This window comes from Microbacterium shaanxiense, assembly GCF_054779995.1.
The window spans coordinates 347,171-372,221 of sequence record NZ_BAAGXE010000004.1 but is presented as its reverse complement, the minus strand read 5'-3'; the positions used below and the strand labels follow the sequence as shown (position 1 = coordinate 372,221).

Here is a 25,051-nt window from a genome sequence, read left to right as displayed (position 1 = left end):
TCACGACGACGTCGCGGTGAACGTCCACCGTGCTGTCGTGCTGAGTCCCTGCGCCGCGTTCGGGGCCGTCGTGGGAAGGGTCACGGCGAAGCAGTAGTTGACAGGTGACGCGCCGTTCGCCGCCAGCGTCTGCGTGAGCGTGGCTCCCGTCGTGAGCGTGGATCCGGCGGGGACGATCACGGTCTCGCCCGTCTGCGGGGTCGCGTTGCACGTCGTTCCCGGGATCGTCTTCACCGTGTAGCGAAGATGCGTCCCGAGCCCGGCGCCGTTGGCGCCGTCGGCGGTCAACTGCACGGTTCCGGCCACGGAGGGGTTCACGGTCCGCACGCTGAACAGCGCGTAGACGGTGTTGCCCGGTGCCATCGCTGCAGCGGTCGCCGGCAGTTGGAAGCTCAGGGTCGCGGCTGAGGCGGGAGCGGGGTGCTCGGTGAACGTCGCGCCGTTCGTCGCACCGACGATGCCGAAGACGCCGGCGGTGAAGTTCGCCTGCGTGTACTCGGAATCGTTCCACGCGGCGAGCGTGGATGCGGCACCGACGCCCAGCACGACACCGGCTGCCAGCACAGCCCGTATGCGGCGGGAACGCCGAAGCCTGGCCTCCCGCGCCGTTCGGCGGGTCGACACGGAATCAGTTCGATTCGGCGGTGAACGACCAGGTGGCGGTTGCGGTTCCGGATTCGACGAGGTCCGTGCCCGCTGTCACCACGAAGCACAGCTGCGCGGCCGCGCCGGCCGCAGGCGCAGGGCCGGCGGCCAGCGGAACGTCCGTGCCATCGGTGAAATCGGTCAGAGTGGCACCCGATGCGACGAGCGTTCCACTCGTGGCCGTCGCATCGCACGGCGCCGTCGCCCCGATCGAATACACGTCGTACGAGATGTTCGCAGCGTTGTTTCCGATCGATGTGGGCGCGTTCGCCGTCAACGTCGCGGGGCTGGTCGTGGTGGCGTCGAGCCGCACCCAGAACGGTGCGTAGACGACGTCCTCCGGCGCGATGTTGTCGAAGCCGGCCGTGAATGCGATCGCGGCGGCGCTGGCCGCATCAGGGTGCTCGGCGAACCCGGCTGTCGCAGACGTCGTGGAACCCTCGAGATTGAAGGCACCGGCCGTGAAGGTGCCGGTCGCGAACTCCGAGTCGTTCCAGGCAGCGAGCGTCACCGCCGTGCCGACGCCGAGTACGAGGCCTCCGGCCAGTATCGCGAGCACCTTGCGCCGTTTGGTGGCTTTCACATCCATGATCTACCCTCCGTGTGTCCCCTCGGCCGCCGGACGCACTCTCCGAAGAGCCCCGTGTGCGCGCAGGCGATGTTCCGTCCATACTGGTCGGTCGGCTGCCCGGTTTCAAGGAAACAGTGATGAACGGACCGTGGAACTGTTCAGCGGCACCCGGCGGCGGCGTCGATCATCGACTGCGGGGGAGCGCCGTAGGCCGACGTGCCGTTCGCGGCATCCGTGAACCCCATGCTGATCGCCCAAGCAGTGGCCCACGCCTCGATGTTCGCCTGGTCGGAGTCGTCGTACATCCCGTCGCACTTGACGCTGATGGCATGGCCGACCTCGTGCGCGACGAGTGCTTGACTTCGTGCCCCTGGCCAGTGGGCGGCGACCGAGTCCGACAGCTCGATGGTCGCGTAACCGGGATCCTGATACCACCACGTGGCATAGCCACCCATACTGTCGCCGTAACCGTACCCGTTGACGAGTTCGGACCAGTCGAAGTCGAGAAGCACTCCGGGCGCGAGGGATCGCGCGAACTCCTCCACCTCCAGGCGCGCGCTGTACAGCGGCCCGCTCTTCTCCGCGAGCTCTGCCTGTTCCGACACCAGCATCTGCGACGCGGCAGCCTCGAGGTCGGCGTATGCGGCTGACGCAGCCTCGTCCAGGGTGCCGTCGCCGAGCTGAACCCGCTCGGCTGCCGAGCGCAGTGCGATGATGTCGAGGTTCCGCGCGGAGATGTGCGCTGCTTCGAAGCCCGCCGCCGCGTCAGCCGCCGACGCGACCGCCGCCGCACCCGCTTCTGCGACCGCGCTCGACGCCTCGCCGGCGTCCTCGCCGGCGGTGTCGAAGTCTTCGTCGAGAGCGTCGGCCTCATCGCGTTCCGAGTTCAGCTGCGCCGTCTCACCGAACAGTTCCCATGCCCACACAGGCTTGTCCCCGGTGGACGGCAGCTCCTGCTCCCGCACCGCGGCGCCGTCGGTCATCGCCGTCCGCGCCTCCTCGACGGCTGCGAGCAGTGCATCCTTCGACGCGCCGTCCATCAGCGTTCCTCTGTCGGCCTCTACGATCCCCGAAGCGATGGCGAGCGTGCCGTCAAGAGCGGCGAGCTCCTCGTCGAGGACGAGGCCGCTGTCCTTGGCGCCGTCGACCGCGGTCTCGAACCCGCTGAGGGCGTCGTCATAACCCAGGTTCGCGCTCACCTGGACCGCGGTGCATGCCGTCGCGAGCACGACGATGCCGACACCGGTCCAGATGAACCCTGCACGTCTTCCGCGTGGTCTCGGGGCGAGGGCGGCGGTGGCTGACGAGCCGAACGCGGTACCGAGATCGTGACCGCCCGATGGAGGAGGAGCAGCCGTTGCGGTCACGAATCCTCCTGAGGAAAGTGGAGGGGCTGACGAGAATCGAACTCGCATCATCTGTTTGGAAGACAGAGGCTTTACCACTAAGCTACAGCCCCGGATGCCGCCCCTCGAGAGGGTGCGGGAACCGACTCCATAATCATAGCGGACGATGAGCGACCCGCTGTCCGTTAGACTCGACAAGGCCGTTCCCGCGCGCGGGGTCACGGGGCGTAGCTCAGCTTGGTAGAGCGCCCGCTTTGGGAGCGGGAAGTCGCAGGTTCAAATCCTGTCGCCCCGACCACGGCCCTCCATACCTCACGACCGCATCATCACGCGGAAATCACAAGGAGAACACACAAGCATGGCGAACAGCACCGTTGAGAAGCTGACCCCGACCCGGGCCAAGCTCACCATCACGGTCACCCCGGACGACCTCAAGCCCAGCGTCGCGCACGCCTATGAGCACATCGCCCAGGACGTCCAGATCCCCGGCTTCCGCAAGGGCAAGGTTCCCGCCCCGATCATCGACCAGCGCATCGGTCGCGGCGCTGTGATCGAGCACGCCGTCAACGAGGGCCTCGACAAGTTCTTCCGCGAGGCTGCCAATGAGCAGAAGCTGCGCGTCGTCGGACGCCCCTCCGCTGACATCACCCAGTGGCCGAACGAGAAGGACTTCTCCGGCGACCTGATCGTCGAGGTCGAGGTCGATGTCCGCCCCGAGATCGAGGTTCCCTCGTTCGACGACATCACGCTCACGGTCGACGCCGTCGAGACCGATGAGGCCGCGCTCGACGCCGAGCTCGACACTCTGCGTGCACGCTTCGGCACTCTCATCCCTGTCGACCGCCCGGCTGCGAAGGGCGACTTCGTCGAGCTCGACCTCGTCGCCACGATCGACGGTGCAGAGATCGACCGTGCCGAGGGCGTCTCCTACGAGGTCGGCTCCGGTGAGCTTCTCGAAGGCATCGACGACGCCATCGAATCCCTCACCGCCGGTGAGGACACCACGTTCAACTCCAAGCTCGTCGGCGGAGACCACGCCGGTTCCGAGGCCGAGGTGTCCGTCTCCGTCAAGGCTGTCAAGGAGCGCGAGCTTCCGGACGCCGACGACGACTTCGCGCAGATCGCGAGCGAGTTCGACACGATCGCAGAGCTCCGTGCGAGCCTCGCCGAGCGCGTGAGCGAGCAGGCCGTCTTCGGTCAGGGCTCCGCCGCGCGCGACCAGCTCATCGAGACGCTTCTCGAGAAGATCGACATCCCCGTTCCGCCGAAGCTCATCGAGGACGAGGTGCACAACCACCTCGAGTCGGAGAACCGTCTTGAGGACGACGAGCACCGCGCAGAGGTGACCGAGGCGAGCGAGAAGCAGTTCCGCACGCAGGTCCTCCTCGACACGATCGCCGAGCAGGCCGACGTGCAGGTCTCGCAGGAGGAATTGAGCCAGTACATCGTCCAGTCCGCTGCGCAGTACGGCATGGCTCCTCAGGAGTTCGTCGAGGCTCTGCAGTCGTCGAACCAGCTTCCGGCGCTCGCCGGCGAGGTCGCCCGCAACAAGGCCCTCGCTGTCGCGCTTGGCAAGGTGAAGGTCGTCGACTCCAACGGCAAGACCGTGGACCTGTCGGGCTTCGTCGCCGTCGATGACGAGGACGAGCAGGCCGAGGCCGAGGCCTCCGCGGACGAGAAGCCCGCCAAGAAGGCCCCCGCCAAGAAGCCTGCTGCGAAGAAGGCCGACGACGCCGCGGAGAAGCCCGCTGCGAAGAAGGCTCCGGCGAAGAAGGCCGCGGCCGCGGACGACGCGGAGAAGCCCGCTGCCAAGAAGCCCGCTGCCAAGAAGGCGCCCGCCAAGAAGGCTGCCGACAAGGCCGAGTGATCTCACACCGATCGTGACGGAAGGACGGATGCCACGGCATCCGTCCTTCCGCGTATGAGGAGCAACATGGACGACTGGCAGGACCGCGTGGATGCGGTCTGGGCGGACGATGCCCTCTCGGACGACGACAGGGTCAGGGCGATCGACTCACTCGCGCTCGAGCGGGGGTACGAAGATGCCGTCGCGCTGTTCGAACGCGCAGGCGTCAGAGACTCCGCCGGCGCGGAGATGGCCGCGGTGTCCTACTACCGTCGCGCTCTCGCAGCCGGTCTCGACGAGTCCCGTCGGGCTCAGGCCACGATTCAATTGGCCAGCACCCTGCGCAACCTCGGTCGCATCGAAGAGAGTCTGCAGATGCTGAAGGAGGAGCGCGAACGAGGGGGAGCGCTCAGCGACGAAGCCACGGCGTTCTACGCACTCGCTCTCGTCTCGTCCGGCGACAGCGCGGCCGCGGCATCCGTCGCTCTGGAGGCGCTGGCCCCGCACCTCAGCCAGTACCGGCGTTCGGTGACGGCGTACGCACGCGAGATCGGCGAGCGGGACGCCTGATATGCCGACGGCGAACACGGCCTGGGCGCCGCGCGCGCGCCGGTAGATTCGAATCACCGAACACGGAAACAGGAGCTGACATGGCTGCAGAACCCCTCCTCGCGACGAGCGTCTTCGACAGGCTGCTGAAGGATCGCATCATCTGGCTGGGCTCAGAGGTGCGTGACGAGAACGCCAACGAGATCTGCGCGAAGATTCTTCTTCTCGCTGCAGAAGACTCTGAGAAGGACATCTACCTCTACATCAACTCGCCCGGTGGCTCGATCACCGCCGGCATGGCCATCTACGACACGATGCAGTACGTCTCGAACGACATCGTCACCGTCGGCATCGGCATGGCCGCCTCGATGGGTCAGCTGCTGCTCACCAGCGGCACCAAGGGCAAGCGCTACATCACCCCGAACGCACGCGTGCTGCTGCACCAGCCGCATGGCGGCTTCGGCGGCACGTCGAGCGACATCCAGACCCAGGCCCAGCTCATCCTTTCGATGAAGCGGCGCCTCGCGGAGATCACGGCCGGCCAGACCGGCAAGACCGTCGAGCAGATCAACGAGGACGGCGACCGCGACCGCTGGTTCACCGCTGACGAGGCACTCGAGTACGGTTTCGTCGACCACATCCGCGAGCACGCCAGTGACGTGACCGGCGGCGGCGGAACCGACCAGGACGCCAACTAAGCGGATTCGAAAGGACTCCTATGTACACCCCCACCTTCCAATCCGCCGGCAACCTGCCGTCCAGCCGCTACGTGCTCCCGCAGTTCGAGGAGCGCACCGCCTACGGCTTCAAGCGTCAGGACCCGTACAACAAGCTCTTCGAAGACCGCGTGATCTTCCTGGGCGTGCAGGTCGACGACGCGTCAGCCGATGACGTGATGGCTCAGCTCCTCGTTCTGGAGAGCCAGGACGCCGAGCGCGACATCACGATGTACATCAACTCGCCCGGTGGCTCGTTCACCGCGATGACGGCGATCTACGACACGATGCAGTACGTCGCGCCGCAGATCCAGACGGTCGTCCTCGGACAGGCGGCATCCGCAGCATCCGTGCTGCTCGCCGCCGGTGCGCCCGGCAAGCGCCTCGCGCTGCCGAACGCCCGTGTGCTGATCCACCAGCCCGCCATGGGCGAGGCGGGCCAGGGCCAGGCGTCCGACATCGAGATCCAGGCGGCGGAGATCCTCCGCATGCGCACCTGGCTCGAGGAGACCATGGCCAAGCACACCGGGAAGCCGGTCGAGCAGGTCAACCGCGACATCGACCGCGACAACATCCTGTCTGCGGCCGAGGCGCTGGAGTACGGCATCGTCGACCAGGTGCTCACGACGCGCAAGCGCGCGTAGCATCCGACGATAAGGGGCGACGGTCTTCGGACCGTCGCCCCTTTTTCGTGCCCTCCGCGTGTGCGCTTCGCTCGGAGAAGTGCGCCTGCTTCGGAGTGATTCCCCCGATTCCTCCGAGCGAAGCGCACATCTCCGAACGAAGCGCACGGCGCGCGAGAGACGAGGGCAGGGCGAGCGCGGGCGAGGCCCACGAATGTGCAGCGCCGCCTCCACGTTATGCGCATATGAGCAGGTGCGTGCGCGCGTGCGTGCTCACGCGTACGCTGGAGGAGGAAGGGAGGATGCCGTGGATGAAGACCTGCTCACTGTACGAGTCGCCGAGCTGTACTACGACGAGGCGAAGACGCAGGACGAGATCGGCGCCCTCCTGAAGATCTCACGGTGGAAGGTGGGACGGCTCCTCACACAGGCACGCGAGAAGGGCATCGTGCGGATCGAGATCGTGCATCCGCGCGCACGCAGACTCGGTCTCGAGCGCGAGCTGACCGAGCGTTTCGGTCTCGTGGATGCCGTCATCGTGCCGATGCCGGACGAAGAGAGCGCCACGCTCGATCGCGTCGCTCAGGCCGCAGCGGACCACCTCACGGCTCTTCGCCCTGTGCCGCGCACGCTGGGCGTGAGTTGGGGCCGTACGCTGACGGCCGTCGCAGAGGCGCTGCCCGACGGATGGGCGAACGGTGTGACGGTGGTGCAGCTCAACGGCGGTGTGAGCCTCAACCGGCGTTCAGGAGGGGCGGCGAGTCTCGCGATGACGATCGCCCAGCGCGCCGGTGGCCAGGCCACGCTGCTGCCGAGCCCCGCGATCCTCGAACGCGTCGAGACCAAGCAGGCGATCGAGTCGGATCGCACCGTCTCCGCGATCCTCGAGCACGCCGCCGCCGCACAGACCTACCTCTTCTCCGCCGGCCCCGCTGACGCGTCATCCGCCCACGTCGAGAACGGCTATCTGACCGCCGCCGACGTCGAGGAGCTCGCTCGGCGCGGCGCCGTCGGAGACGTGCTAGGCCGATATATCGACGCGGACGGCAACATCGTCGATCCGCAGCTCGACGCGCGCACGGTCGGCGTCGACCTCGATCGCCTGCGCTCAGCGAAGCAGGCGATCTTCGTCACCGCCGGCGCCCCGAAACATGACATCACGCGTACAGTCGTGACCAGCGGCCTTTGCAGCGTTCTGGTCACCGATGAGAACACAGCCCGAGCATTGTTGGAGGAACGATGACGACCAAAGAACTCACCCGCCGCACTGCGGTGGATGTGCTGGGCGGAGAGCCCGACGATGCCACTCTGCGTCGATTCCTGCATGGACTGCCCGGCGTGGACGCGACCGGTCTCGAGCAGCGCGCAGCAGGACTCGGCACCCGTTCGATCAAGACGACGTCGAAGGCATGGGCGATCGACAAGATCATCTCACTGATCGATCTCACCACCCTCGAGGGTGCGGACACCCCCGGTAAGGTGCGTTCGCTCGTGGCCAAGGCGAAGACACCGGATGCCGGTGACCCGGCGACACCGCTCGTCGCGGCCGTCTGCGTATACGGCGACATGGTCGGATACGCCATCGACGCCCTCGGCGCGCTGCATGGTGACCCCGACGACGGAAAGATCTCGGTCGCCGCGGTCGCGACGGCGTTCCCGAGCGGCCGCTCCTCGCTCGCGATCAAGCTCGCCGACACCGCTGAGGCGGTCGCCGCGGGCGCCGACGAGATCGACATGGTGATCGACCGAGGAGCGTTCCTCTCGGGGCGCTACGGACTCGTGTTCGATCAGATCTCAGCAGTGAAGGAGGCGTGCCGCCGTGAGGACGGCAGCTACGCCTCGCTCAAGGTGATCCTCGAGACCGGTGAGCTCAACACCTACGACAACATCAAGCGGGCATCGTGGCTCGGCATCCTCGCGGGCGGCGACTTCATCAAGACGTCCACGGGCAAGGTGCAGCCCGCGGCCACGCTGCCCACCACGCTGCTCATGCTCGAGACCGTGCGCGACTGGTACCGGGCGACCGGCGAGAAGATCGGTGTGAAGCCGGCCGGCGGCATCCGCACCTCCAAGGACGCCATCAAGTACATCGTCACGGTCGCGGAGACCGCGGGGGAGGACTGGCTGCAGCCGCATCTGTTCCGATTCGGCGCCTCGAGCCTGCTGAACGATGTGCTGCTGCAGCGGCAGAAGATGACCACCGGCCACTACTCCGGCCCCGACTACGTCACGATCGACTGAGGACCAGACATGTCTTTCCTGGAATACGCCCCGGCGCCCGAATCGAAGGCGATCCTGAACCTGCGCGACAGCTACGGGCTGTTCATCGACGGCGAGTTCGTCGACGGTTCGGGCAAGAGCTTCACGACCATCTCCCCGGCCGACGAATCGCACATCGCGGAGATCGCCGGAGCCTCGGACGAGGACATCGATCGCGCCGTCGCCGCGGCCCGCCGTGCCTACGACAAGGTGTGGTCGAAGATGAGCGGTCGCGACCGAGGCAAGTACCTCTTCCGCATCGCCCGTCTCGTGCAGGAGCGCGCTCGCGAACTCGCCGTGGCCGAGAGCCTCGACAACGGCAAGCCCATCAAGGAGAGCCGCGACGTCGACGTGCCGCTCGTCGCATCGTGGTTCTTCTACTACGCGGGCTGGGCCGACAAGCTCGATCACGCCGGTCTCGGTGCGGATCCGCGTGCGCTGGGTGTCGCGGGGCAGATCATCCCGTGGAACTTCCCGCTGCTGATGCTCGCGTGGAAGATCGCACCGGCTCTCGCCGCGGGGAACACGGTGGTCCTCAAGCCCGCTGAGACGACGCCGCTGACCGCGCTCATCTTCGCGGAGATCCTGCAGCAGGCCGACCTTCCCGCCGGTGTCGTCAACATCGTCACCGGCGCCGGTTCGACCGGAGCGACCCTCGTGCGTCACCCGGACGTCGACAAGGTCGCCTTCACGGGGTCGACCGGCGTCGGGCGCGACATCGCCCGCGCCGTCGCGGGTACGGGCAAGAAGGTCACGCTCGAGCTCGGCGGCAAGGCGGCGAACATCGTGTTCGACGACGCGCCGATCGATCAGGCCGTCGAGGGCATCGTCAACGGCATCTTCTTCAACCAGGGGCACGTGTGCTGCGCCGGCAGCCGGCTTCTCGTGCAGGAGTCGATCCACGATGAGGTCATCGACCGACTGAAGGCGCGCCTGTCGACTCTGCGCCTCGGCGACCCGCTCGACAAGAACACCGACATCGGGGCGATCAACTCCGCCGCGCAGCTCGATCGCATCCGCGAACTCAGCGACATCGGCGAAGCCGAGGGCGCCGAGCGCTGGACGGCCGACTGCGTCATCCCCGACAAGGGATTCTGGTTCGCTCCGACGATCTTCACGGGTGTCGAAGCGTCCCACCGGATCGCCCGCGACGAGGTGTTCGGCCCTGTGCTGTCGGTGCTCACATTCCGCACCCCCGCCGAGGCGATCGCCAAGGCGAACAACACGCCGTACGGCCTTTCGGCCGGCATCTGGACCGACAAGGGATCGCGCATCCTCGCCGTCGCCGACCAGCTGCGCGCCGGTGTCGTGTGGGCGAACACCTTCAACAGGTTCGACCCTGCGAGTCCGTTCGGCGGCTACAAGGAATCCGGATACGGCCGCGAGGGCGGCCGACACGGTCTCACCGCATACCTGAAGGGGGCTTCGGCATGAGCAAGCGACTGACTGTTCCGAAGACGTACAAGCTCGCGATCGGCGGAAAGTTCCCGCGCAGCGAGTCGGGTTGCACCTACGAGGTGCTCTCGAGCAAGGGCGCATTCCTCGCGAATGCTGCCAAAGGCTCTCGCAAGGACGCTCGGGATGCCGTGGTCGCCGCTCGCTCGGCGGTCAAGGGGTGGTCCGGCGCGACGGCGTACAACCGCGGGCAGGTGCTCTACCGGGTCGCAGAGGTGCTCGAGGGTCGATGCGCGCAGTTCGTCGACGAGATCGTGGCTCAGGAGGGCGTATCGGCCGCAGCCGCAGGGGCACAGGTCGATGAGGCTGTCGACCTCTGGGTCTGGTACGCGGGGTGGTGCGACAAGTACACCCAGGTCGCGGGAGGCGCCAACCCCGTCTCGGGCGCGTACTTCAACATCTCCGTGCCGGAGCCGACGGGAGTGGTGGCCATCGTCGCGCCGCAGGACTCGGCGTTGCTCGGACTCGTCTCGGTGGTCGCTCCCGCTCTGGTCGCAGGCAACGCCGTCGTCGTGATCGCGAGCGAACAGCATCCGCTCTCCGCCATCAGTTTCGCCGAGGTGCTCGCGACGAGCGATGTGCCAGGGGGAGTCGTGAATGTTCTCACCGGCTCGCCCGCGGAGATCGCACCGTGGCTCGCGTCGCATGCCGACGTCAACGCGCTCGACCTCGCCGGCGCTGACGGGCTGGAATGGGTCGACCTGCAGATCGCGGCCGCCGACACGCTCAAGCGGGTGCTCACGCCCGGCGAGGTGACGGCTTCGCCGGAGCGGATCGCGGCGTTCACCGAGACGAAGACGGTGTGGCACCCCAAGAGCCTGGTCTAGTCGATCGGGTACGGGTACACGAAGTCGGTGGCGTAATCCGCATTCAGCGTGAGAATGTCACCGGGCTGGATCATCGCCCCGCCAGGGTAATTGTTGAGCGTGGCGAGCGTCATACCGTTGTAGATGCAGAAGCGATCGCCGATGCGGGTCAATACGTCACCGGGCGCTACCGTGTAGGTCGCCGGACGTCCCTGTTCATCCAGACCGACGTCACCGACGGCGAACTCGAGCGGTCCCATGTCGACCAGATCCGCGCCGGTCATCTCGGCGCGCATCGGCTCGCCCTCGTCGCTTCCGATCCAGATGTAGGCCGACGCTGTGCACTCGCCGGGTCCGCCAGCAGGAATCGAAGTGCCATGGCCGACGTCGACGTAGCCACTGGGCGGGCCAGCGGTGTCGGACTGCGTCGCCGGTTCGGCGCTCGGCTCGGAGGTCGGCGCGGCCGTGGTATCTGCGGGAGAAGAGGACGAGGAAGCGCTTGCGAGCGGGGTCACAGCGTCCCACACGGCGCTTATAGCGGGAGTCGCGAGCGCGATCAGCCCGGCTACGGTCACCAGCGTCACGGTCGTGACAACGATCTTCGTGGCGCGCGGGGTCATGACGCCGAATCTACCGGTCGAGCCGTGCGGAGGGAATGATCTGATCAGGTCGGCCGCCAATGCGCCGGAGTGTCTGAGGGAGAGGTTAGGCTCGAAGATGTCTCTCAGGCTCTCCAAGGAGGATGCGCATGGCCCGAATCGGTGAAAGCGCTGACCTGTTCAAGTGCTCGTTCTGTGGAAAGAGCCAGAAGCAGGTCCAGCAGCTGATCGCTGGCCCCGGTGTGTACATCTGCGACGAATGCGTCGAGCTGTGCAACGAGATCATCGAAGAGCGCATGGCGGAGTCGTCCGCCGAGGGCGTCGCAGATTTCGATCTGCCCAAGCCCCGCGAGATCTTCTCGTTCCTCGAGGAGTACGTGGTGGGGCAGGATTCCGCGAAGCGCTCGCTCGCCGTCGCGGTGTACAACCACTACAAGCGCGTCCGCGCGCACGGCACGCTGCAGCTTGCTGAGCAGAAGGCCGACGAGGTCGAGATCGCCAAGAGCAACATCCTGATGATCGGTCCGACCGGTTGCGGCAAGACGTATCTCGCCCAGACCCTCGCCAAGCGGCTCAACGTGCCCTTCGCTGTCGCGGATGCGACGGCGCTCACCGAGGCCGGCTATGTCGGTGAAGACGTCGAGAACATCCTGCTCAAGCTCATCCAGGCCGCGGATTACGACGTGAAGCGCGCCGAGCAGGGCATCATCTACATCGACGAGATCGACAAGATCGCCCGCAAGGCTGAGAACCCCTCCATCACGAGAGACGTATCGGGTGAGGGCGTTCAGCAGGCGCTGCTCAAGATCATCGAGGGCACCACCGCCTCGGTACCGCCGCAGGGCGGCCGCAAGCACCCGCACCAGGAGTTCCTCCAGATCGACACGACGAACGTGCTGTTCATCGTCGCCGGCGCTTTCGCCGGCCTCGAAGACATCGTGTCCGCACGCGTCGGCAAGCACGGGGTCGGATTCGGCGCTCCGCTGCATGACAAGTCGAAGGATCTCGATCTGTTCAGCGAAGTGCTGCCCGAAGACCTGCACAAGTTCGGGCTGATCCCCGAGTTCATCGGGCGTCTGCCGATCATCGCCTCGGTTTCGCCGCTCGACCAGGACGCACTGATCGACATCCTCACCGGACCGCGCAACGCACTCGTCAAGCAGTACCAGCGCATGTTCGAGATCGACGGTGTCGAGCTCGAGTTCGACGAAGACGCACTGCGGTCGATCGCCGACCTCGCGGTCGAGCGCAAGACGGGTGCCCGCGGGCTCCGCGCGATCCTCGAAGACGTGCTCGGACCGATCATGTTCGAGATCCCGTCGGCCGAAGACGTCAAGAAGGTCGTCGTCACTCGTGCGGCGGTCGATGAGGGTGCGCCGCCTACGGTCGTGATGGAGCGCAAGCGCAAGAGCGCGTGAGCGGTCCGGACGATCTGGACTGAACCGACACAGGTTCTCGCGCACCACGGATACGGTAGCCGCCACCGTGGGATGTCAGTGACCCGCTCTAGGGTGAGCGCATGCGCAGCTTCCGAGTCTCGGTTCCCGAAGATGTCATCGTCGATCTTCGTCAGCGCGTGTCACGCTCGCGCCTGCTGCCCGACTCACCGCGGCGCCCCGAGACCGGGATGAATGCGGCATACCTTCGCGAACTGGTCGATTCGTGGAGCACGTTCGACTGGCCCGCCCGTGAGGAGTGGCTCAATCAGCATCCGCAGTTCATCGCGGACATCGAGGGCACCGACGTGCATTTCGCCCACCTGCGATCTGAGCGCCCCGATGCTCCGGCGCTGCTGGTGATGCACGGCTGGCCGCACTCGTTCGCCTTGCAGCTCGAGTTCGCCCGACTGCTTCCGGATTTCCACGTGGTCGTTCCGAGCATGCCGGGTTTCGCGTTCTCCGCACCGTACGACGGCACGATGACGGAGTCCGTGATGGCCCGATTGATGCACGCGCTGATGAGCGACGTGCTGGGTTATGAGCGCTATCTCACGTACGGCGAAGACATCTCTGCGAATGTGAGCGACCTGATCGCTGCGACGTATCCGGCGCACGTGCACGGCATCCTTGTGACGCATGCGCACTTCGGCACCGACGAGGAGCGGGCAGGGGTCGAGGATCCGGCGGCACGTGCCTTCTTCGACCGGCTGTCGGCGAGCGGCGGGCCGGACGGCGCCTATGGGCACATTCAGGGGACGCGCCCCGACACGCTTGCTGCGGCGTTGAACGATTCTCCGGCGGGGCTCCTGGCGTGGCTGGTGGAGAAGCTCGTCGAGTGGAGTGACACGCCGACGGGACGCCCTGAAGTGCTCGAGCGCAGGATCTCGCGTGACCGCATCCTCACCGAGGCGATGATCTACTGGTCGACGCAGAGCATCGCCACGTCGTTCAGGCGATACTTCGATGCCGAAGAAGATGAACGGATACCACCGGTCGAGGTGCCGGCCGCGATCGCCATCCAGCGGCACGAGCACGACTATCCCGAGAGCGTCGCACGAAGCTTCTACCGCGACCTGCGCTCATTCGATCGGATGCCGGAGGGCGGACATTTCGCGGTTGCAGAAGAGCCGCAGGCGATGGCTGCCAGGATGCGCGACTTCGCTCGTGAACTGGGGCTGCTGTCCGCCTGACCGCGTACCGTCGGTCGCAGATGTGCACGATCTTCGCAGGCTATCCCCGAATCCCTGCGAGGCTGACGCACATCTGCGAAGGAAGCCCCGATTCTCACCCACCGAGCCCGCGGCGGGTGAGCAGCGGCGCGATCTCGGCGTCGCGGCCTCGGAAGTCGCGGTACGCCTCAAGCGGATCCTTCGAACCGCCCACGCCCAACAGACGCGCACGGAAGCGATCACCGTTCTCGCGCGCGAGACCGCCGCTCTCGCGGAACCATTCCACGGTGTCGGCGTCGAGCACCTCGCTCCAGATGTACGAGTAGTACCCCGCGCTGTAGCCGCCGGAGAACACATGCGCGAAGTACGTGGAGGAGTACCGCGTCGGCACCGCGGGGTTGTCGAGCCCGATCTCTGCGAGTGCGGCCGCCTCGAAAGCGGCGACATCACCGATCTGCGCATCGGTGCCCACCCGGTGCCACGCCTGATCGAGCCATGCGGCGGCGAGGTACTCGCTCGTGTCGTGCCCCTGGTTGAACGCCTCTGTCGCGCGCAGCCGCTCGACGACAGCCGCATCCAGCGGCTCGCCCGTCTCGTAGTGGCGCGCATAGTTGTCGAGAACCTCCGGCCACAGGATCCACATCTCGTTCACCTGGCTCGGGAACTCCACGAAGTCGCGGAACACATTGGTCCCCGCGAAGTGCGGGTAGTTGACCGTCGCGAACAGGCCGTGCAGCGCATGCCCGAACTCATGGAACAGGGTTGTTACCTCGTCGAGCGTCAACAGCGTCGGCTGCCCATCGCCCGGCTGCGACACGTTCAGGTTGTTCACGACGACCGGTGCGGTGCCGCGCAGCGCTGATTGGCTGACGATCGGATTCATCCACGCCCCGCCTCGTTTGGTGTCGCGGGTGTAGAGGTCGAGCACGTACAGGCCGAGCGCACTGCCGCCGGCGTTGTGCACCTCGAAGATGCGCGCACCAGGGTGGTATGCGACGAGATCCGCACGCTCGGTGAACGTCACGCCGTACAGCTGCGTCGCCGCGTGGAAGACACCGTCCTGCAACACCCGCTCGGCTTCGAACCAAGGGCGCAGTGCCGCCGTGTCGATGTCGTACTTCGCGCTGCGCACCTTCTCGGTGAAGAAGGCCCAGTCGTGCGCCTCCAGCGCGAACGGCTGCTCCTCGGTCTCGTCGATGATCGCCTGGAGCGCCTCCTGCTCGGCACGGGCGTTGGATGCTGCGGCCGGTGCGAGCCGGTGAAGCAGATCCGATACGGCCTCCGGCGTCCCGGCGGTCTCGTCGGCGGTCACATAGGCGGCGTGCGAGGGATAGCCGAGCAGTACCGCGCGCTCGGCACGCAGCGCGACGATCTCCGTCAGCACGGCGCGGTTGTCGTTCGCGTTGCCGCGGATGCCGCGCGAGCGGGAGGCCTCCATGATGAGACGGCGGCTCTCACGGTTCGTCAATGACGCGAGGTAGGGATGCCCCGTGAAGAGCGGCAGCGAGATGAGGAAGCCTCCATCGTGACCGCGTTCGGTCGCCGCCCGCGCGGCAGCCGAGAGCTCGCCGTCGGTCAGCCCGTCCAGCGCTTCGGCGTTCTCGAACAGCACGGCGAGGTCATTGGTGTCGGCGAGCAGATTCTTCTCGAACGTGGTCGTGAGTGTCGACAGCTGCTGGTTCAGCGCGGTGAGCCGCGACTTCGCTTCCTCGTCAAGGGCGGCTCCGGCGTGCGTCATCTCACGGAAGTGCCGCTGGACCAGATAGCGGCTCTCGCCGTCGAGCTCCAGTTCATCGAGCTGCTCGTGCAGGGTCTTGACCCGCCAGTACAGCTGCGCGTCGAGGCGGATGGCATCCTCGTGCGCCGCCATCAGCGGGGCGAGTTCCTCGTCGATCGCCTGGATCTCGTCCGTGGCATCGGCTGAGCTCACCGTGTAGAAGGCGTGCGCGATGCGATCCAGAGCTGCACCGGACTGCTCGAGCGGCACCATCGTGTTCTCGAACGTGGGCATCGATCGCACCATCGTGATGCGCCGGATCTCCGCGAGATGCTCATCGAACGCCGCGCGGAAGGCCGGCATGTAGTGCTCGGGCCGGATCGCGCCGTAGTCCGGGAGCGCGTAAGGGAGAGCGGATGGCGTCAGGAGCGGGTTCACGGCATCGGTCATCCCACGAGCCTATGGCCAACTCGAAAAGCAATGCAAAGAATCACTTGCAAAGAAATACTTGCAAAGGTATCTTTGCATTATGACCGAGAACAGGAAGACCCCCGCACCGCAACGCCGGGTGCTGGACGCCGGCGCTCTCCGTGCCCTGTCGCACCCGTTGCGGGTGCGGATCTTCGACATCCTCGCTCAGGAAGGCCCGCAGACCGCGAGCACCCTCGCCGAGATCCTGGGGGAGTCCTCCGGTGCGACCAGCTATCACCTGCGGGCGCTGGCGCGACATGATCTGATTCGCGAGCTCGCCGGCGAGCACGGTGGACGCGAACGCTGGTGGGAGCGTCCGGTGGGCGGCATCGTCTACGACTCGCGAGCTGTGCAAGGCTCTCCCGCGGGCGAAGCCGCGCTTCAGGTCGCCGTCGCGGAGGTGCATCGCCGTCGCCACGAAGAACTGATGGAGTTCTTCGGCGGCCGCATCGACAAGGAACCGGCCGAGTGGGCCGATGCGAGCTCGTCGATGACCAGCGGCATCAGCATGACCGCTGAGCAGACGATCGACCTCATCAAGAGGATCGAGGCCGTCATCGATGAGGCCTCTGAGACCTATCGCGGACAGAAGGGTGAAGGCGTTCGCCGCGTCAGCGTGCGTGCAGACGTCTTCCCCCTGAAGAATCTCACGACCAAGAAGGAGGCCGCATCGTGAGCGCAGTGGCCATCACCCGGGTGATCCCGGTACCGAGGGGCGCATCCCTGATCGAACGCGCGTCCATACGCCTCGCGGCCGCGATCACCCGCTGGGCCACGGGGCGTGCACAGCGCCGAGAGGACCGGCGTGCGACGATGCTCACCGCGATCCAGGCTGAGCAGACGCGAAGGACCGATCCTCTGGCGACGGAGCACCTGCTCGCACAGGTGGGTCTGATGGGGCGCTGAAGTCGAGCGCGCTCAGTCCTGGAAGGGACGGGCGACGACCTCGCCGGATGCCGTGACCAGCACTTCCCACCCCGCATCCAGCTCCGCGATCGGGCGGCCCTCCAGCCACGTGAGGGTCCACATGCCGGTGATGCCCTGCGCCTCGACCTCGGCGATGGCGGGCTTCAGAACGGCGGGAACGGATGCCGGGGCAGCCGAACCCGTCGCCCAACGCGTGCCGAGTTGCATCAGCTCGCCTCCACGGGAGCCAGTTCGATCTCCGTGACCGCGAGCTCGTCGCCCTCCGCGAACTCGAGCACGGCGATGCGGCCGACGGCACGCAGATCGTCCGCCGCGGCGCGCAATGCCTCGAGGGTCTCCGCCGGGGCGACGATCACCGCACGTGACACCGGCGTCTTCTGAGAGGCCTTCGCCTCGGTCTTGGCACGACGGATGCCGATCAGCGCGGCGCTCGCGGCAGCCAGAACTGCGGCGTCGCCTTCGGTGCCGAGCGGCTCCGGCCAGGACGCCGTGTGGATCGAGCCCTGTTCGAACCAGCTCCACGACTCCTCCGTGGCGAACGACACGACAGGTGCCAGCAGGCGCAACAGCGTCGACAGCGCGATCCGCAGCGCGAGCGCGGCGGAAGGCTGGCCGACATGGGTCTGGTCGTACGCGCGCTCCTTGACGAGCTCGAGGTAGTCGTCGCAGAAGGCCCAGAAGAACGACTCCGTGACCTCCAGCGCGCGGGCGTGGTCGAACGCGTCGAACGCCTTGGTCGTCTCACGGACGACCTCGTCGAGCGCCGTCAGCATGGACGCGTCCAGCGCGTGCGTCACCTGCGCACCCTCCGGCACCGGGAACGACAGCACGAACTTCGCCGCGTTGAGCACCTTGATCGCCAGACGGCGGCCGATCTTCATCTGCGTCGGGTTCTGCGGATCGAACGCGGCATCCACTCCGAGGCGACTGGAGGCCGCCCAGTAGCGCACGGCATCCGACCCGTGCTTCTCGAGGATGTCTGCGGGCGTGACCACGTTGCCCTTCGACTTCGACATCTTCTTGCGGTCGGGGTCGACGATGAAGCCGGAGATCGAGGCGTGCTTCCACGGCGACCTGCCGTCTTCGAGCGTCGAGCGCAGCATGGTCGAGAACAGCCAGGTGCGGATGATGTCCTGCGCCTGGGGGCGCACGTCGAACGGGGCGACGAGGCTCCACAGCTCCTCGTCACGCTGCCATCCACCGGCCAGCTGCGGGGTCAGAGACGAGGTGGCCCAGGTGTCGAGGATGTCGGTCTCGGCCTCGAAACCGCCCGCGACGCCGCGCTGGTCCTCGGTGTAGCCGGCCGGCACATCGCTGGTCGGGTCGATGGGCAGCTGCTCCGGCGACGCCATCAGCACGCGGTCGTAGTCGCGTTCGCCGTTCTCGTCCAGGCCGTACCAGACCGGGAGCGGCACGCCGAAGAAGCGCTGACGCGAGACGAGCCAGTCGCCCGTGAGGCCGCCGACCCAGTTCTCGTAGCGCACGCGCATGAAATCGGGGTGCCACTGCAGCTGCTTGCCGTGCGCGATGAGCTGGTCGCGGAGTGCCTCGTCACGGGCGCCGTTGCGGATGTACCACTGACGCGTCGAGACGATCTCGAGCGGGCGGTCGCCCTTCTCGAAGAACTTCACGGCATGGTTAAAGGGCTTGGAGACCTCGAGGAGCTCGCCCGACTCCTCCAGCAGCTCGACGACGCGCTTCTTGGCGCTGAAGACGGTCTTGCCCGCAAGCTCCGCGTAGGCGGCGGTGCCGGCATCCGATTCGATCGCTTCTGGAGCATCCGCGATCACGCGACCGTCGAGGCCCAGGATCGTGCGGATCGGCAGGTCGAGCTCGCGCCACCAGATCATGTCGGTGACGTCGCCGAACGTGCAGACCATCGCGATGCCGGAGCCCTTGTCCTGCTGCGCGAGGTGATGCGCGAGCACCGGGACCTCGACGTCGAACAGGGGCGTGCGCACTGTCGAGCCGAAATACGGCTGGTAGCGCTCGTCGTCGGGGTGCGCGACAAGAGCCACGCACGCCGCGAGCAGCTCGGGGCGGGTCGTCTCGATGTGGATGTCACCCGAGCCATCGGACTTGTGGAACGCGATGCGGTGGTACGACGCCTGCTGTTCGCGATCCTCGAGCTCGGCCTGCGCGATGGCGGAGCGGAAGTCGACATCCCACAGCGTCGGCGCGAGTGCCTGGTACGCTTCGCCGCGCTCATGGTTGCGGATGAAGCCGAGCTGGCTCTGGCGGATCGTCTCGTCGGAGATCGTGCGGTATGTCTGCGTCCAATCGACGCTGAGACCCATCTGGCGGAAGACATCCTCGAACTGCTTCTCGTCCTCCACGGTGAGGCGCTCGCACAGCTCGATGAAGTTGCGGCGGCTGATGGGCTGCTGGTCGGCGGCCTTCAGGCTCTTCGCGTTGCCCTCGAAGGGCGGGGTGAAGTCCGGGTCGTAGGGGAGCGTCGGGTCGACGCGCACGCCGTAGAAGTTCTGCACGCGGCGCTCGGTGGGCAGGCCGTTGTCGTCCCAGCCGATCGGGTAGAACACGCTCTTGCCGCGCATGCGCTCGTAGCGCGCCTTGACGTCGGTGTGCGTGTACGAGAACACGTGGCCGATGTGCAGAGAACCGGATGCCGTCGGCGGAGGCGTGTCGATCGAGTAGACGCCTTCGCGTCCGAGCTCTGCGGCGCGCAGGCGATCGAACAGGTAGGTTCCCCGCTCCGCCCAGACGCCGTCCCACTTCGCCTCGAGACCTTCGAGTGCGGGCTTGTCGGGGATCTGGTTCTGGACGGTTGCCGACATGGAGGTCTCCTTGCGCGATGTATGCGGCACTGTGTGAGCGTGCCTGAGTGTGGGTTGTGACAGCCAGTCTACCGAAGGCGGTCAGGGCCGGATGTCGATGTAGATCGACTGCGTCCAACAAACCGGGGCTAGAATCGAGAGACCCCCTTCACTCTTCCTGAGGACTCGCATGCCCACTCCGCACGTGCGCCGTATTCTTCCCATCACCGCGCTCGCCGCGGTCGCCGCCCTGACGCTGAGCGCCTGCGCCGGTCCCGCGGATTCTTCCGGCGGTGACAACGGTGGGGAAGTGATCTGGGCCATCGAGGGCGCGAACCTGTCGGCCGGGCACATGGACCCGCAGACGAGTCAGCTCGACGTGTCGAGCATGGTGCAGCGGGTCGTGCTCGACTCGCTGGTGTTCCAGGAGTCGGACGGCTCGTTCTCGCCGTGGCTGGCCACCGACTGGACCGTCTCCGAAGACGGCACGACGTACACGTTCGATCTGCGCGACGACGTCACCTTCCACGACGGGGAGCCGTTCGACGCGGAGGCGGTGAAAGCGAACTTCGATCGCATCGCCGACCCTGAGACGGCATCCGCCCAGGCCGAGAGCATGCTCGGTGGCGAGTTCTATGCCGGTACGGAGGTCATCGACGAGCACACCGTCGAGGTCAGCTTCAGCCAGCCGTACGCGCCGTTCCTGCAAGCCGCCAGCACCCCGCTGCTCGGCTTCTACTCGCCGGCGGTGCTGGAGAGCTCTGCCGATCAGCTCAAGGCCGGCGGTCCCGACGTCACAGTGGGGACGGGCCCGTTCGAACTGACCGAGTACACACCTGACCAGGAGATCGTCTATACCCGCAACTCCGACTACGCGTGGGGCCCGGGGGGCGCGGAAGCCGTGCAGTTCGAGACGCTGCGCGTCGAGATCCTGCCGGAGGCGTCCGTGCGCGCCGGTGTCGTGGAAAGCGGCGAGGCCGACCTCGCCAGCAACATCCCGCCGAACCTCGCCGCCGAGTTGCCCGACACGCTCGCTGTCGACTCGAACGAGTATCCCGGGCTTCCCTACTCGCTCTACCTGAACGAGAAGTACGGCGTCTTCGCCGACGAGAAGGTGCGACAGGCGTTCGCCCGTGGCATCGACGTCGACGCGGCCGTCGAGGAGATCTTCTTCGGCCAGTTCCCGCGTGCCTGGAGCATCCTCGGCTCGACGACGCCCGGATACGACGCCTCGCTCGAGGGCGACCGGCCGTTCGACCAGGATGAGGCGAACAGCCTGCTGGACGAGGCCGGCTGGACCGAGCGCGACGGCGACGGCATCCGAATGAAGGACGGGCAGCGTCTCTCGGTGCGTTGGATCGCGTACACGCCGGTGTCCGACGACAACGCGGCGCTGGCCAACGCCATCCAGTCCGACCTCGCCGACATCGGCTTCGAGGTCGTGCGAGAGGTGCTCGAGCCCGGCGCCTACAACGAGCAGTACGGACCCAAGACCTTCGACCTCACCGACTGGGGCTTCTCCGGCGTCGATGGCGATCTGCTGCGCAGCCACCTGCACACCGACGGGTTCCAGAACGCCTCGCAGGTCACCGATCCGGAGATCGACGGACTGCTCGAAGAGGGCATCGCGACCAGCGACGTCGACGCGCGGGCCGCGATCTACCAGCAGCTGCAGCAGTGGAATGCTGAGTACACTGCGATCGTGCCGCTCTACAGCCCGTCGCTCATCACCGCCGTGAACGACACCGTCTCGGGTCTCGAGTACGACCTGTACGGGCGCCCGCTGTTCTACGAGGTCACGGTCGGCTGATCCGGTCGTGAAGCCTCTGCTCTCCCGGATCGCAGGACTCGCGGCATCCGTCGTCATCGTCCTGTGGGGCGCGGCGACGCTCGCCTTCCTCGCCTTCAGGGTGATCCCTGGCGACCCGGTCTCGGTGATGCTGGGGCCGCAGGCCCAGGTGAGCGAAACGGTCAAAGACGGCATCCGTGCCGAGCTGGGGCTGGACCGCCCGCCGCTGGAGCAGTACTTCTCGTACCTCTGGCAACTGCTGCAGGGGAATCTGGGCGAGTCGTACCAGCTGCGGATGCCGGTGACCGAGGTGATCGGTCGGCAGCTCGGTGCGACGGTGCAGCTGACGGCGCTCGCGCTCGTGATCGCGGTGGTGCTCGCCCTCGCCGTGGCGCTGTTCGCCCGTGGGCGGGTGTCGCGTGGAATCGTCGCTGGGGTCGAGCTGGTCGTGCTTTCTTCGCCGGTGTTCTGGATCGGCATCCTGCTGCTCAGCGTGTTCGCGTTCGGCCTCGGCTGGTTCCCGGTTTCCGGTACGCGCAACCCCGCCACGATCATCCTGCCGGCGGTCACCCTGGCACTGCCGGTCGCTGCTCTGCTCGGCCAGGTGCTGCGGGACGGCATCGAGGCGGCCGAGCGCCAGCCGTGGGCGACCACCGTGCGGGCGCGCGGAGCAGGACAGGTGCGGCTCACCGCGCATCACACGCTGCGCCACGGCGCGGCAGGAGCACTCACCCTCGCCGCCTATCTGGTCGGGTCGCTGCTCGGAGGCGCGGTGCTCGTGGAGACGGTGTTCGCCAGGCCGGGACTCGGGCGGGTGACGCTTTCGGCGATCACCGACCGCGACCTCCCTGTCATCACCGGGATCATCCTGTTCAGCGCGCTCGTCTTCGTCGTCGTCAATCTCATCGTCGAACTGCTCTATCCGGTGCTCGACCCTCGGCTGCGACCGATCGACGCGCGGGTACGGGAGGTGAGGACATGAGCGTTTCTGCTCGTGCGGACATCGATCGCCGCGTGCGCGTGTCGACGCGGGGGACCGGCCCACGGCGCGCGCTGCTATGGGCCGCACTCGCCATCCTCGCCGTGGTGGCCGTCATGGCGCTGTTCCCGCAGCTGATCGCGACGCAGGACCCGCTGCGCACGGATGTGCGGGCCGCGCTGGAGCCGCCCAGCGCGGCGCACCTGTTCGGCACGGATCAGAGCGGACGCGACGTGTTCTCGCGCGTCGTCCACGGCGCAGGGCGTTCGGTGGGCATCGGACTGCTCGCTACCGCACTCGCGTTGGTGATCGGCCTCGTCGTCGGCGCGCTGTCCGGCATCGCCCCGCGGGCGGTGGATGCCACGGTCATGCGCGTCACGGACGTGCTGCTCGCCTTCCCTGAGTTCCTCGTCGCGCTCGTGGTGGTCGCGATTCTCGGACCGGGCCCGACCAACGTCGCGATCGCGGTGACGATCGCCGCCGTGCCCGTGTACGTGCGGCTCGCGCGGGTGCAGACGCGCTCGCTCTCCCTCGCCGAGCACGTCGAGGCCGCTCGCATTCTCGGGGTGCCGCCGATGCGGGCGTTCGTCCGGCACGTTGTCCCCGGGGTGCTCGGCTCACTCAGCGTGCTGGCGACGATCGGGATCGGCTCCAGCATCCTCGCGGCCGCCGGCCTCAGCTTCCTCGGACTCGGACCGACCGAACCGTCGCCCGAATGGGGGCTCATGCTCTCGGGCGGACGCAACGCGCTCGGCACGGCATGGTGGATCGCGGCGTTCCCCGGTGTCGCGATCACGCTGACCGTGGTGTCGGCGACCATCGTCGGTCGCAGTCTGCGGGCCAGCGCCGAGGGGAGAGCGTGATGAGCGCACTCGTCGTGCAGGGGCTGTCGGTGACGGTGCAGGGGATGCTGCTCGTCGACGGCGTCTCGTTCGACGTCGCCGCAGGGGAGTGCGTGGCGATCGTCGGGGAATCCGGCGCTGGCAAGACGATCACCGCATCCGCCCTGCTCGGACTGACGCCTGAGTCGGCACGCGTCACCGCAGACGTGCTGAGCATCGACGGCGTGGACGCGCGCGCGTTCTCGGAGAGCGAGTGGCGTGACCTGCGGGGCAGCCGTGTCGGCTTGGTCTCGCAGGACGCGCTGGTGTCGCTGGATCCGCTACGGCGCGTCGGTTCCGAGGTGGCCGAACCGCTCGCGATCCACACGCGCCTCTCGCGACGCGAGCGCCGCGAACGCGCGATCGACCTGCTCGAGTCGGTGTCGATGACGGATGCTGCGCGCCGGGCCGGCCAATACCCCCATGAGCTCTCCGGCGGCCTGCGGCAGCGCGCGCTGATCGCATCCGCGCTCGCCGGTGAGCCCGCCGTGCTCGTCGCGGATGAGCCGACCACGGCTCTCGACGCCACGGTGCAGGCGCGGGTGCTCGCGCTGCTGCGCTCGATCGCGGACGCTGGCACTGCTGTGGTCTTCATCAGTCACGACATCGCGGCCGTGCGGCGGGTCGCGGACCGCGTGCTCGTGATGCGGGCGGGGCGCGTCATCGAGCAGGGGACAGCGGCCGATGTGCTGAGCGCACCGCAGCACGAGTACACCCGTGAGCTCATCGCCGCGACGACGCACCCCCCGCGCGCCGATCGATTCGGGCTCGGCGATGCCGTGCTCACCGGCGTCGAGGTGTCCAAGGCGTTCGCGGGTGCTCCGGCGGTCGACGGCGCGTCGTTCACGCTGCTTCAGGGGCAGACGCTCGGGATCGTGGGGGAGTCGGGGTCGGGCAAGACGACGCTCGCGCGCATGATCGTCGGTGTGGACCGGCCCGACTCGGGAGAACTGCGCTGGAGCCGCGGACCGGGTGCGCATCGAGTGCAGCTCGTGCATCAGAATCCGCTCGGCGCGTTCGATCCGCGCTGGACCGTCGGGCGGTCACTGCGCGAGGCGCTCGAGGCGGGCGGCGTGCCGCGTGCAGCCCGGGCCGCCCGCGTCGCGGCGTTGATGACGGAGGTCGGGCTCGACCCCGTGCTCGCGCGACGTCGGCCCGCCGCGCTGTCAGGCGGGCAGCGGCAGCGTGCGGCGATCGCTCGGGCGCTCGCCGCAGCCCCCGACGTCCTGGTGCTCGACGAACCGGTATCCGCGCTGGACCCGTCGGTGCGGGAGAAGGTGCTGCAACTGCTCGGACGTCTGCAGCGCGATCGCGAGCTGACCATGATCTTCATCTCGCACGACCTCGACGTGGTCGCCGCGGTCTCCGACGACGTGCTCGTGATGCAGGACGGGGTAGTCGTCGAGCAGGGGCCCGTCGCCGCGGTGTTCGCTGCGCCGCAGCATCCGTTCACTCAGGAACTGCTCGCCGCGGGGCGGTGATGACCCGTT

23 protein-coding genes and 2 tRNA genes are annotated in these 25,051 nt (G+C 67.3%); 17 read left to right on the top strand and 8 right to left on the bottom strand.

Going from position 1 to position 25,051, the window contains the following annotated elements; all coding sequences use genetic code 11:
- The 4 genes from ACYVG2_RS15240 to ACYVG2_RS15225 form a co-directional block, all read right to left on the bottom strand.
- A complete protein-coding gene (locus ACYVG2_RS15240) occupies positions 1 to 564 on the bottom strand; it encodes a SipW-dependent-type signal peptide-containing protein (protein ID WP_460781754.1) in 564 nt (187 codons plus the stop codon).
- A 64-nt stretch (positions 565 to 628) separates the two neighbouring features.
- Complete coding sequence (locus ACYVG2_RS15235) at positions 629 to 1,234, bottom strand: SipW-dependent-type signal peptide-containing protein (protein ID WP_460781753.1); 606 nt, start codon at positions 1,232 to 1,234, stop codon at positions 629 to 631.
- Positions 1,235 to 1,374: 140 nt separating this feature from the next.
- Positions 1,375 to 2,583 (bottom strand): hypothetical protein, encoded by a 1,209-nt coding sequence (locus tag ACYVG2_RS15230; protein WP_460781752.1) that lies wholly within the window; start codon positions 2,581 to 2,583, stop codon positions 1,375 to 1,377.
- An 18-nt stretch (positions 2,584 to 2,601) separates the two neighbouring features.
- Positions 2,602 to 2,675 (bottom strand) — tRNA-Gly (locus ACYVG2_RS15225).
- A 108-nt stretch (positions 2,676 to 2,783) separates the two neighbouring features.
- Between ACYVG2_RS15225 and ACYVG2_RS15220 the strand changes: the two genes are divergently transcribed.
- The 9 genes from ACYVG2_RS15220 to ACYVG2_RS15180 all read left to right on the top strand — a co-directional run bounded on the left by ACYVG2_RS15220 (position 2,784) and on the right by ACYVG2_RS15180 (position 10,837).
- Positions 2,784 to 2,860: transfer RNA gene (locus ACYVG2_RS15220), tRNA-Pro, on the top strand.
- 60 nt (positions 2,861 to 2,920) lie between these two features.
- Positions 2,921 to 4,429, top strand: coding sequence for a trigger factor (gene tig, locus ACYVG2_RS15215; protein WP_460781751.1), 1,509 nt, complete (start codon positions 2,921 to 2,923; stop codon positions 4,427 to 4,429).
- Positions 4,430 to 4,495: 66 nt separating this feature from the next.
- Positions 4,496 to 4,978, top strand: coding sequence for a tetratricopeptide repeat protein (locus ACYVG2_RS15210; protein WP_460781750.1), 483 nt, complete (start codon positions 4,496 to 4,498; stop codon positions 4,976 to 4,978).
- A gap of 80 nt (positions 4,979 to 5,058) precedes the next feature.
- Positions 5,059 to 5,655 carry an ATP-dependent Clp protease proteolytic subunit gene (locus ACYVG2_RS15205; protein ID WP_448965865.1) on the top strand — a complete coding sequence of 199 codons (597 nt, stop codon included), beginning with the start codon at positions 5,059 to 5,061 and terminating at the stop codon, positions 5,653 to 5,655.
- 20 nt (positions 5,656 to 5,675) lie between these two features.
- Positions 5,676 to 6,317 carry an ATP-dependent Clp protease proteolytic subunit gene (locus tag ACYVG2_RS15200; protein WP_460781749.1) on the top strand — a complete coding sequence of 214 codons (642 nt, stop codon included), beginning with the start codon at positions 5,676 to 5,678 and terminating at the stop codon, positions 6,315 to 6,317.
- A 286-nt stretch (positions 6,318 to 6,603) separates the two neighbouring features.
- On the top strand, positions 6,604 to 7,539 hold the full coding sequence (locus ACYVG2_RS15195) for a sugar-binding transcriptional regulator (protein WP_460781748.1): 936 nt from the start codon (positions 6,604 to 6,606) through the stop codon (positions 7,537 to 7,539).
- Positions 7,536 to 8,537, top strand: coding sequence for a deoxyribose-phosphate aldolase (gene deoC, locus ACYVG2_RS15190; protein ID WP_448965862.1), 1,002 nt, complete (start codon positions 7,536 to 7,538; stop codon positions 8,535 to 8,537). Before ACYVG2_RS15195 ends, deoC begins: the two co-directional genes overlap by 4 nt.
- Before the next feature lie 9 nt (positions 8,538 to 8,546).
- Positions 8,547 to 9,989 (top strand): aldehyde dehydrogenase family protein, encoded by a 1,443-nt coding sequence (locus ACYVG2_RS15185; protein ID WP_460781747.1) that lies wholly within the window; start codon positions 8,547 to 8,549, stop codon positions 9,987 to 9,989.
- Complete coding sequence (locus ACYVG2_RS15180) at positions 9,986 to 10,837, top strand: aldehyde dehydrogenase family protein (RefSeq protein WP_460781746.1); 852 nt, start codon at positions 9,986 to 9,988, stop codon at positions 10,835 to 10,837. The genes ACYVG2_RS15185 and ACYVG2_RS15180 overlap by 4 nt, the downstream gene beginning before the upstream one ends.
- Here the strand turns inward: ACYVG2_RS15180 and ACYVG2_RS15175 are convergent.
- Positions 10,834 to 11,436: a LysM peptidoglycan-binding domain-containing protein gene (locus tag ACYVG2_RS15175; RefSeq protein WP_460781745.1), complete on the bottom strand. Its 603-nt coding sequence runs from the start codon at positions 11,434 to 11,436 to the stop codon at positions 10,834 to 10,836. The genes ACYVG2_RS15180 and ACYVG2_RS15175 overlap by 4 nt on opposite strands.
- 128 nt (positions 11,437 to 11,564) lie before the next feature.
- Here ACYVG2_RS15175 and clpX point away from each other — a divergent pair, with 128 nt between their 5' ends.
- Together clpX and ACYVG2_RS15165 are read left to right on the top strand one after the other, a co-directional pair.
- Positions 11,565 to 12,833, top strand: coding sequence for an ATP-dependent Clp protease ATP-binding subunit ClpX (gene clpX / locus ACYVG2_RS15170; RefSeq protein WP_460781744.1), 1,269 nt, complete (start codon positions 11,565 to 11,567; stop codon positions 12,831 to 12,833).
- Positions 12,834 to 12,934: 101 nt separating this feature from the next.
- On the top strand, positions 12,935 to 14,044 hold the full coding sequence (locus ACYVG2_RS15165) for an epoxide hydrolase family protein (RefSeq protein WP_460781743.1): 1,110 nt from the start codon (positions 12,935 to 12,937) through the stop codon (positions 14,042 to 14,044).
- Positions 14,045 to 14,138: 94 nt separating this feature from the next.
- On the opposite strand, the gene ACYVG2_RS15160 is transcribed toward ACYVG2_RS15165, so the two are convergent.
- On the bottom strand, positions 14,139 to 16,190 hold the full coding sequence (locus tag ACYVG2_RS15160) for a M3 family metallopeptidase (RefSeq protein WP_460781742.1): 2,052 nt from the start codon (positions 16,188 to 16,190) through the stop codon (positions 14,139 to 14,141).
- A gap of 79 nt (positions 16,191 to 16,269) precedes the next feature.
- Between ACYVG2_RS15160 and ACYVG2_RS15155 the strand changes: the two genes are divergently transcribed.
- Both ACYVG2_RS15155 and ACYVG2_RS15150 read left to right on the top strand, forming a co-directional pair.
- Positions 16,270 to 16,887, top strand: coding sequence for an ArsR/SmtB family transcription factor (locus ACYVG2_RS15155; protein ID WP_460781741.1), 618 nt, complete (start codon positions 16,270 to 16,272; stop codon positions 16,885 to 16,887).
- On the top strand, positions 16,884 to 17,117 hold the full coding sequence (locus ACYVG2_RS15150) for a hypothetical protein (RefSeq protein WP_460781740.1): 234 nt from the start codon (positions 16,884 to 16,886) through the stop codon (positions 17,115 to 17,117). Before ACYVG2_RS15155 ends, ACYVG2_RS15150 begins: the two co-directional genes overlap by 4 nt.
- A 12-nt stretch (positions 17,118 to 17,129) precedes the next feature.
- Here ACYVG2_RS15150 and ACYVG2_RS15145 read toward each other — a convergent pair whose 3' ends face one another.
- Both ACYVG2_RS15145 and valS read right to left on the bottom strand, forming a co-directional pair.
- The gene (locus tag ACYVG2_RS15145) at positions 17,130 to 17,345 is read right to left on the bottom strand and encodes a hypothetical protein (RefSeq protein ID WP_460781739.1); all 216 of its coding nucleotides are present in this window, start codon (positions 17,343 to 17,345) and stop codon (positions 17,130 to 17,132) included.
- On the bottom strand, positions 17,345 to 19,933 hold the full coding sequence (gene valS / locus ACYVG2_RS15140) for a valine--tRNA ligase (RefSeq protein WP_460781738.1): 2,589 nt from the start codon (positions 19,931 to 19,933) through the stop codon (positions 17,345 to 17,347). The genes ACYVG2_RS15145 and valS overlap by 1 nt, the downstream gene beginning before the upstream one ends.
- Positions 19,934 to 20,102: 169 nt before the next feature.
- On the opposite strand from valS, the gene ACYVG2_RS15135 reads away from it, so the two are divergent.
- The 4 genes from ACYVG2_RS15135 to ACYVG2_RS15120 are packed head-to-tail and all read left to right on the top strand — an operon-like array spanning position 20,103 to position 25,042.
- Positions 20,103 to 21,722, top strand: coding sequence for an ABC transporter substrate-binding protein (locus ACYVG2_RS15135; protein ID WP_460781737.1), 1,620 nt, complete (start codon positions 20,103 to 20,105; stop codon positions 21,720 to 21,722).
- 7 nt (positions 21,723 to 21,729) lie between these two features.
- Positions 21,730 to 22,683 (top strand): ABC transporter permease, encoded by a 954-nt coding sequence (locus tag ACYVG2_RS15130; RefSeq protein WP_460781736.1) that lies wholly within the window; start codon positions 21,730 to 21,732, stop codon positions 22,681 to 22,683.
- On the top strand, positions 22,680 to 23,543 hold the full coding sequence (locus ACYVG2_RS15125) for an ABC transporter permease (protein WP_460781735.1): 864 nt from the start codon (positions 22,680 to 22,682) through the stop codon (positions 23,541 to 23,543). Before ACYVG2_RS15130 ends, ACYVG2_RS15125 begins: the two co-directional genes overlap by 4 nt.
- Positions 23,543 to 25,042, top strand: coding sequence for a dipeptide ABC transporter ATP-binding protein (locus tag ACYVG2_RS15120; protein ID WP_460781734.1), 1,500 nt, complete (start codon positions 23,543 to 23,545; stop codon positions 25,040 to 25,042). Before ACYVG2_RS15125 ends, ACYVG2_RS15120 begins: the two co-directional genes overlap by 1 nt.
- The last annotated feature ends 9 nt before the right edge of the window (positions 25,043 to 25,051 follow it).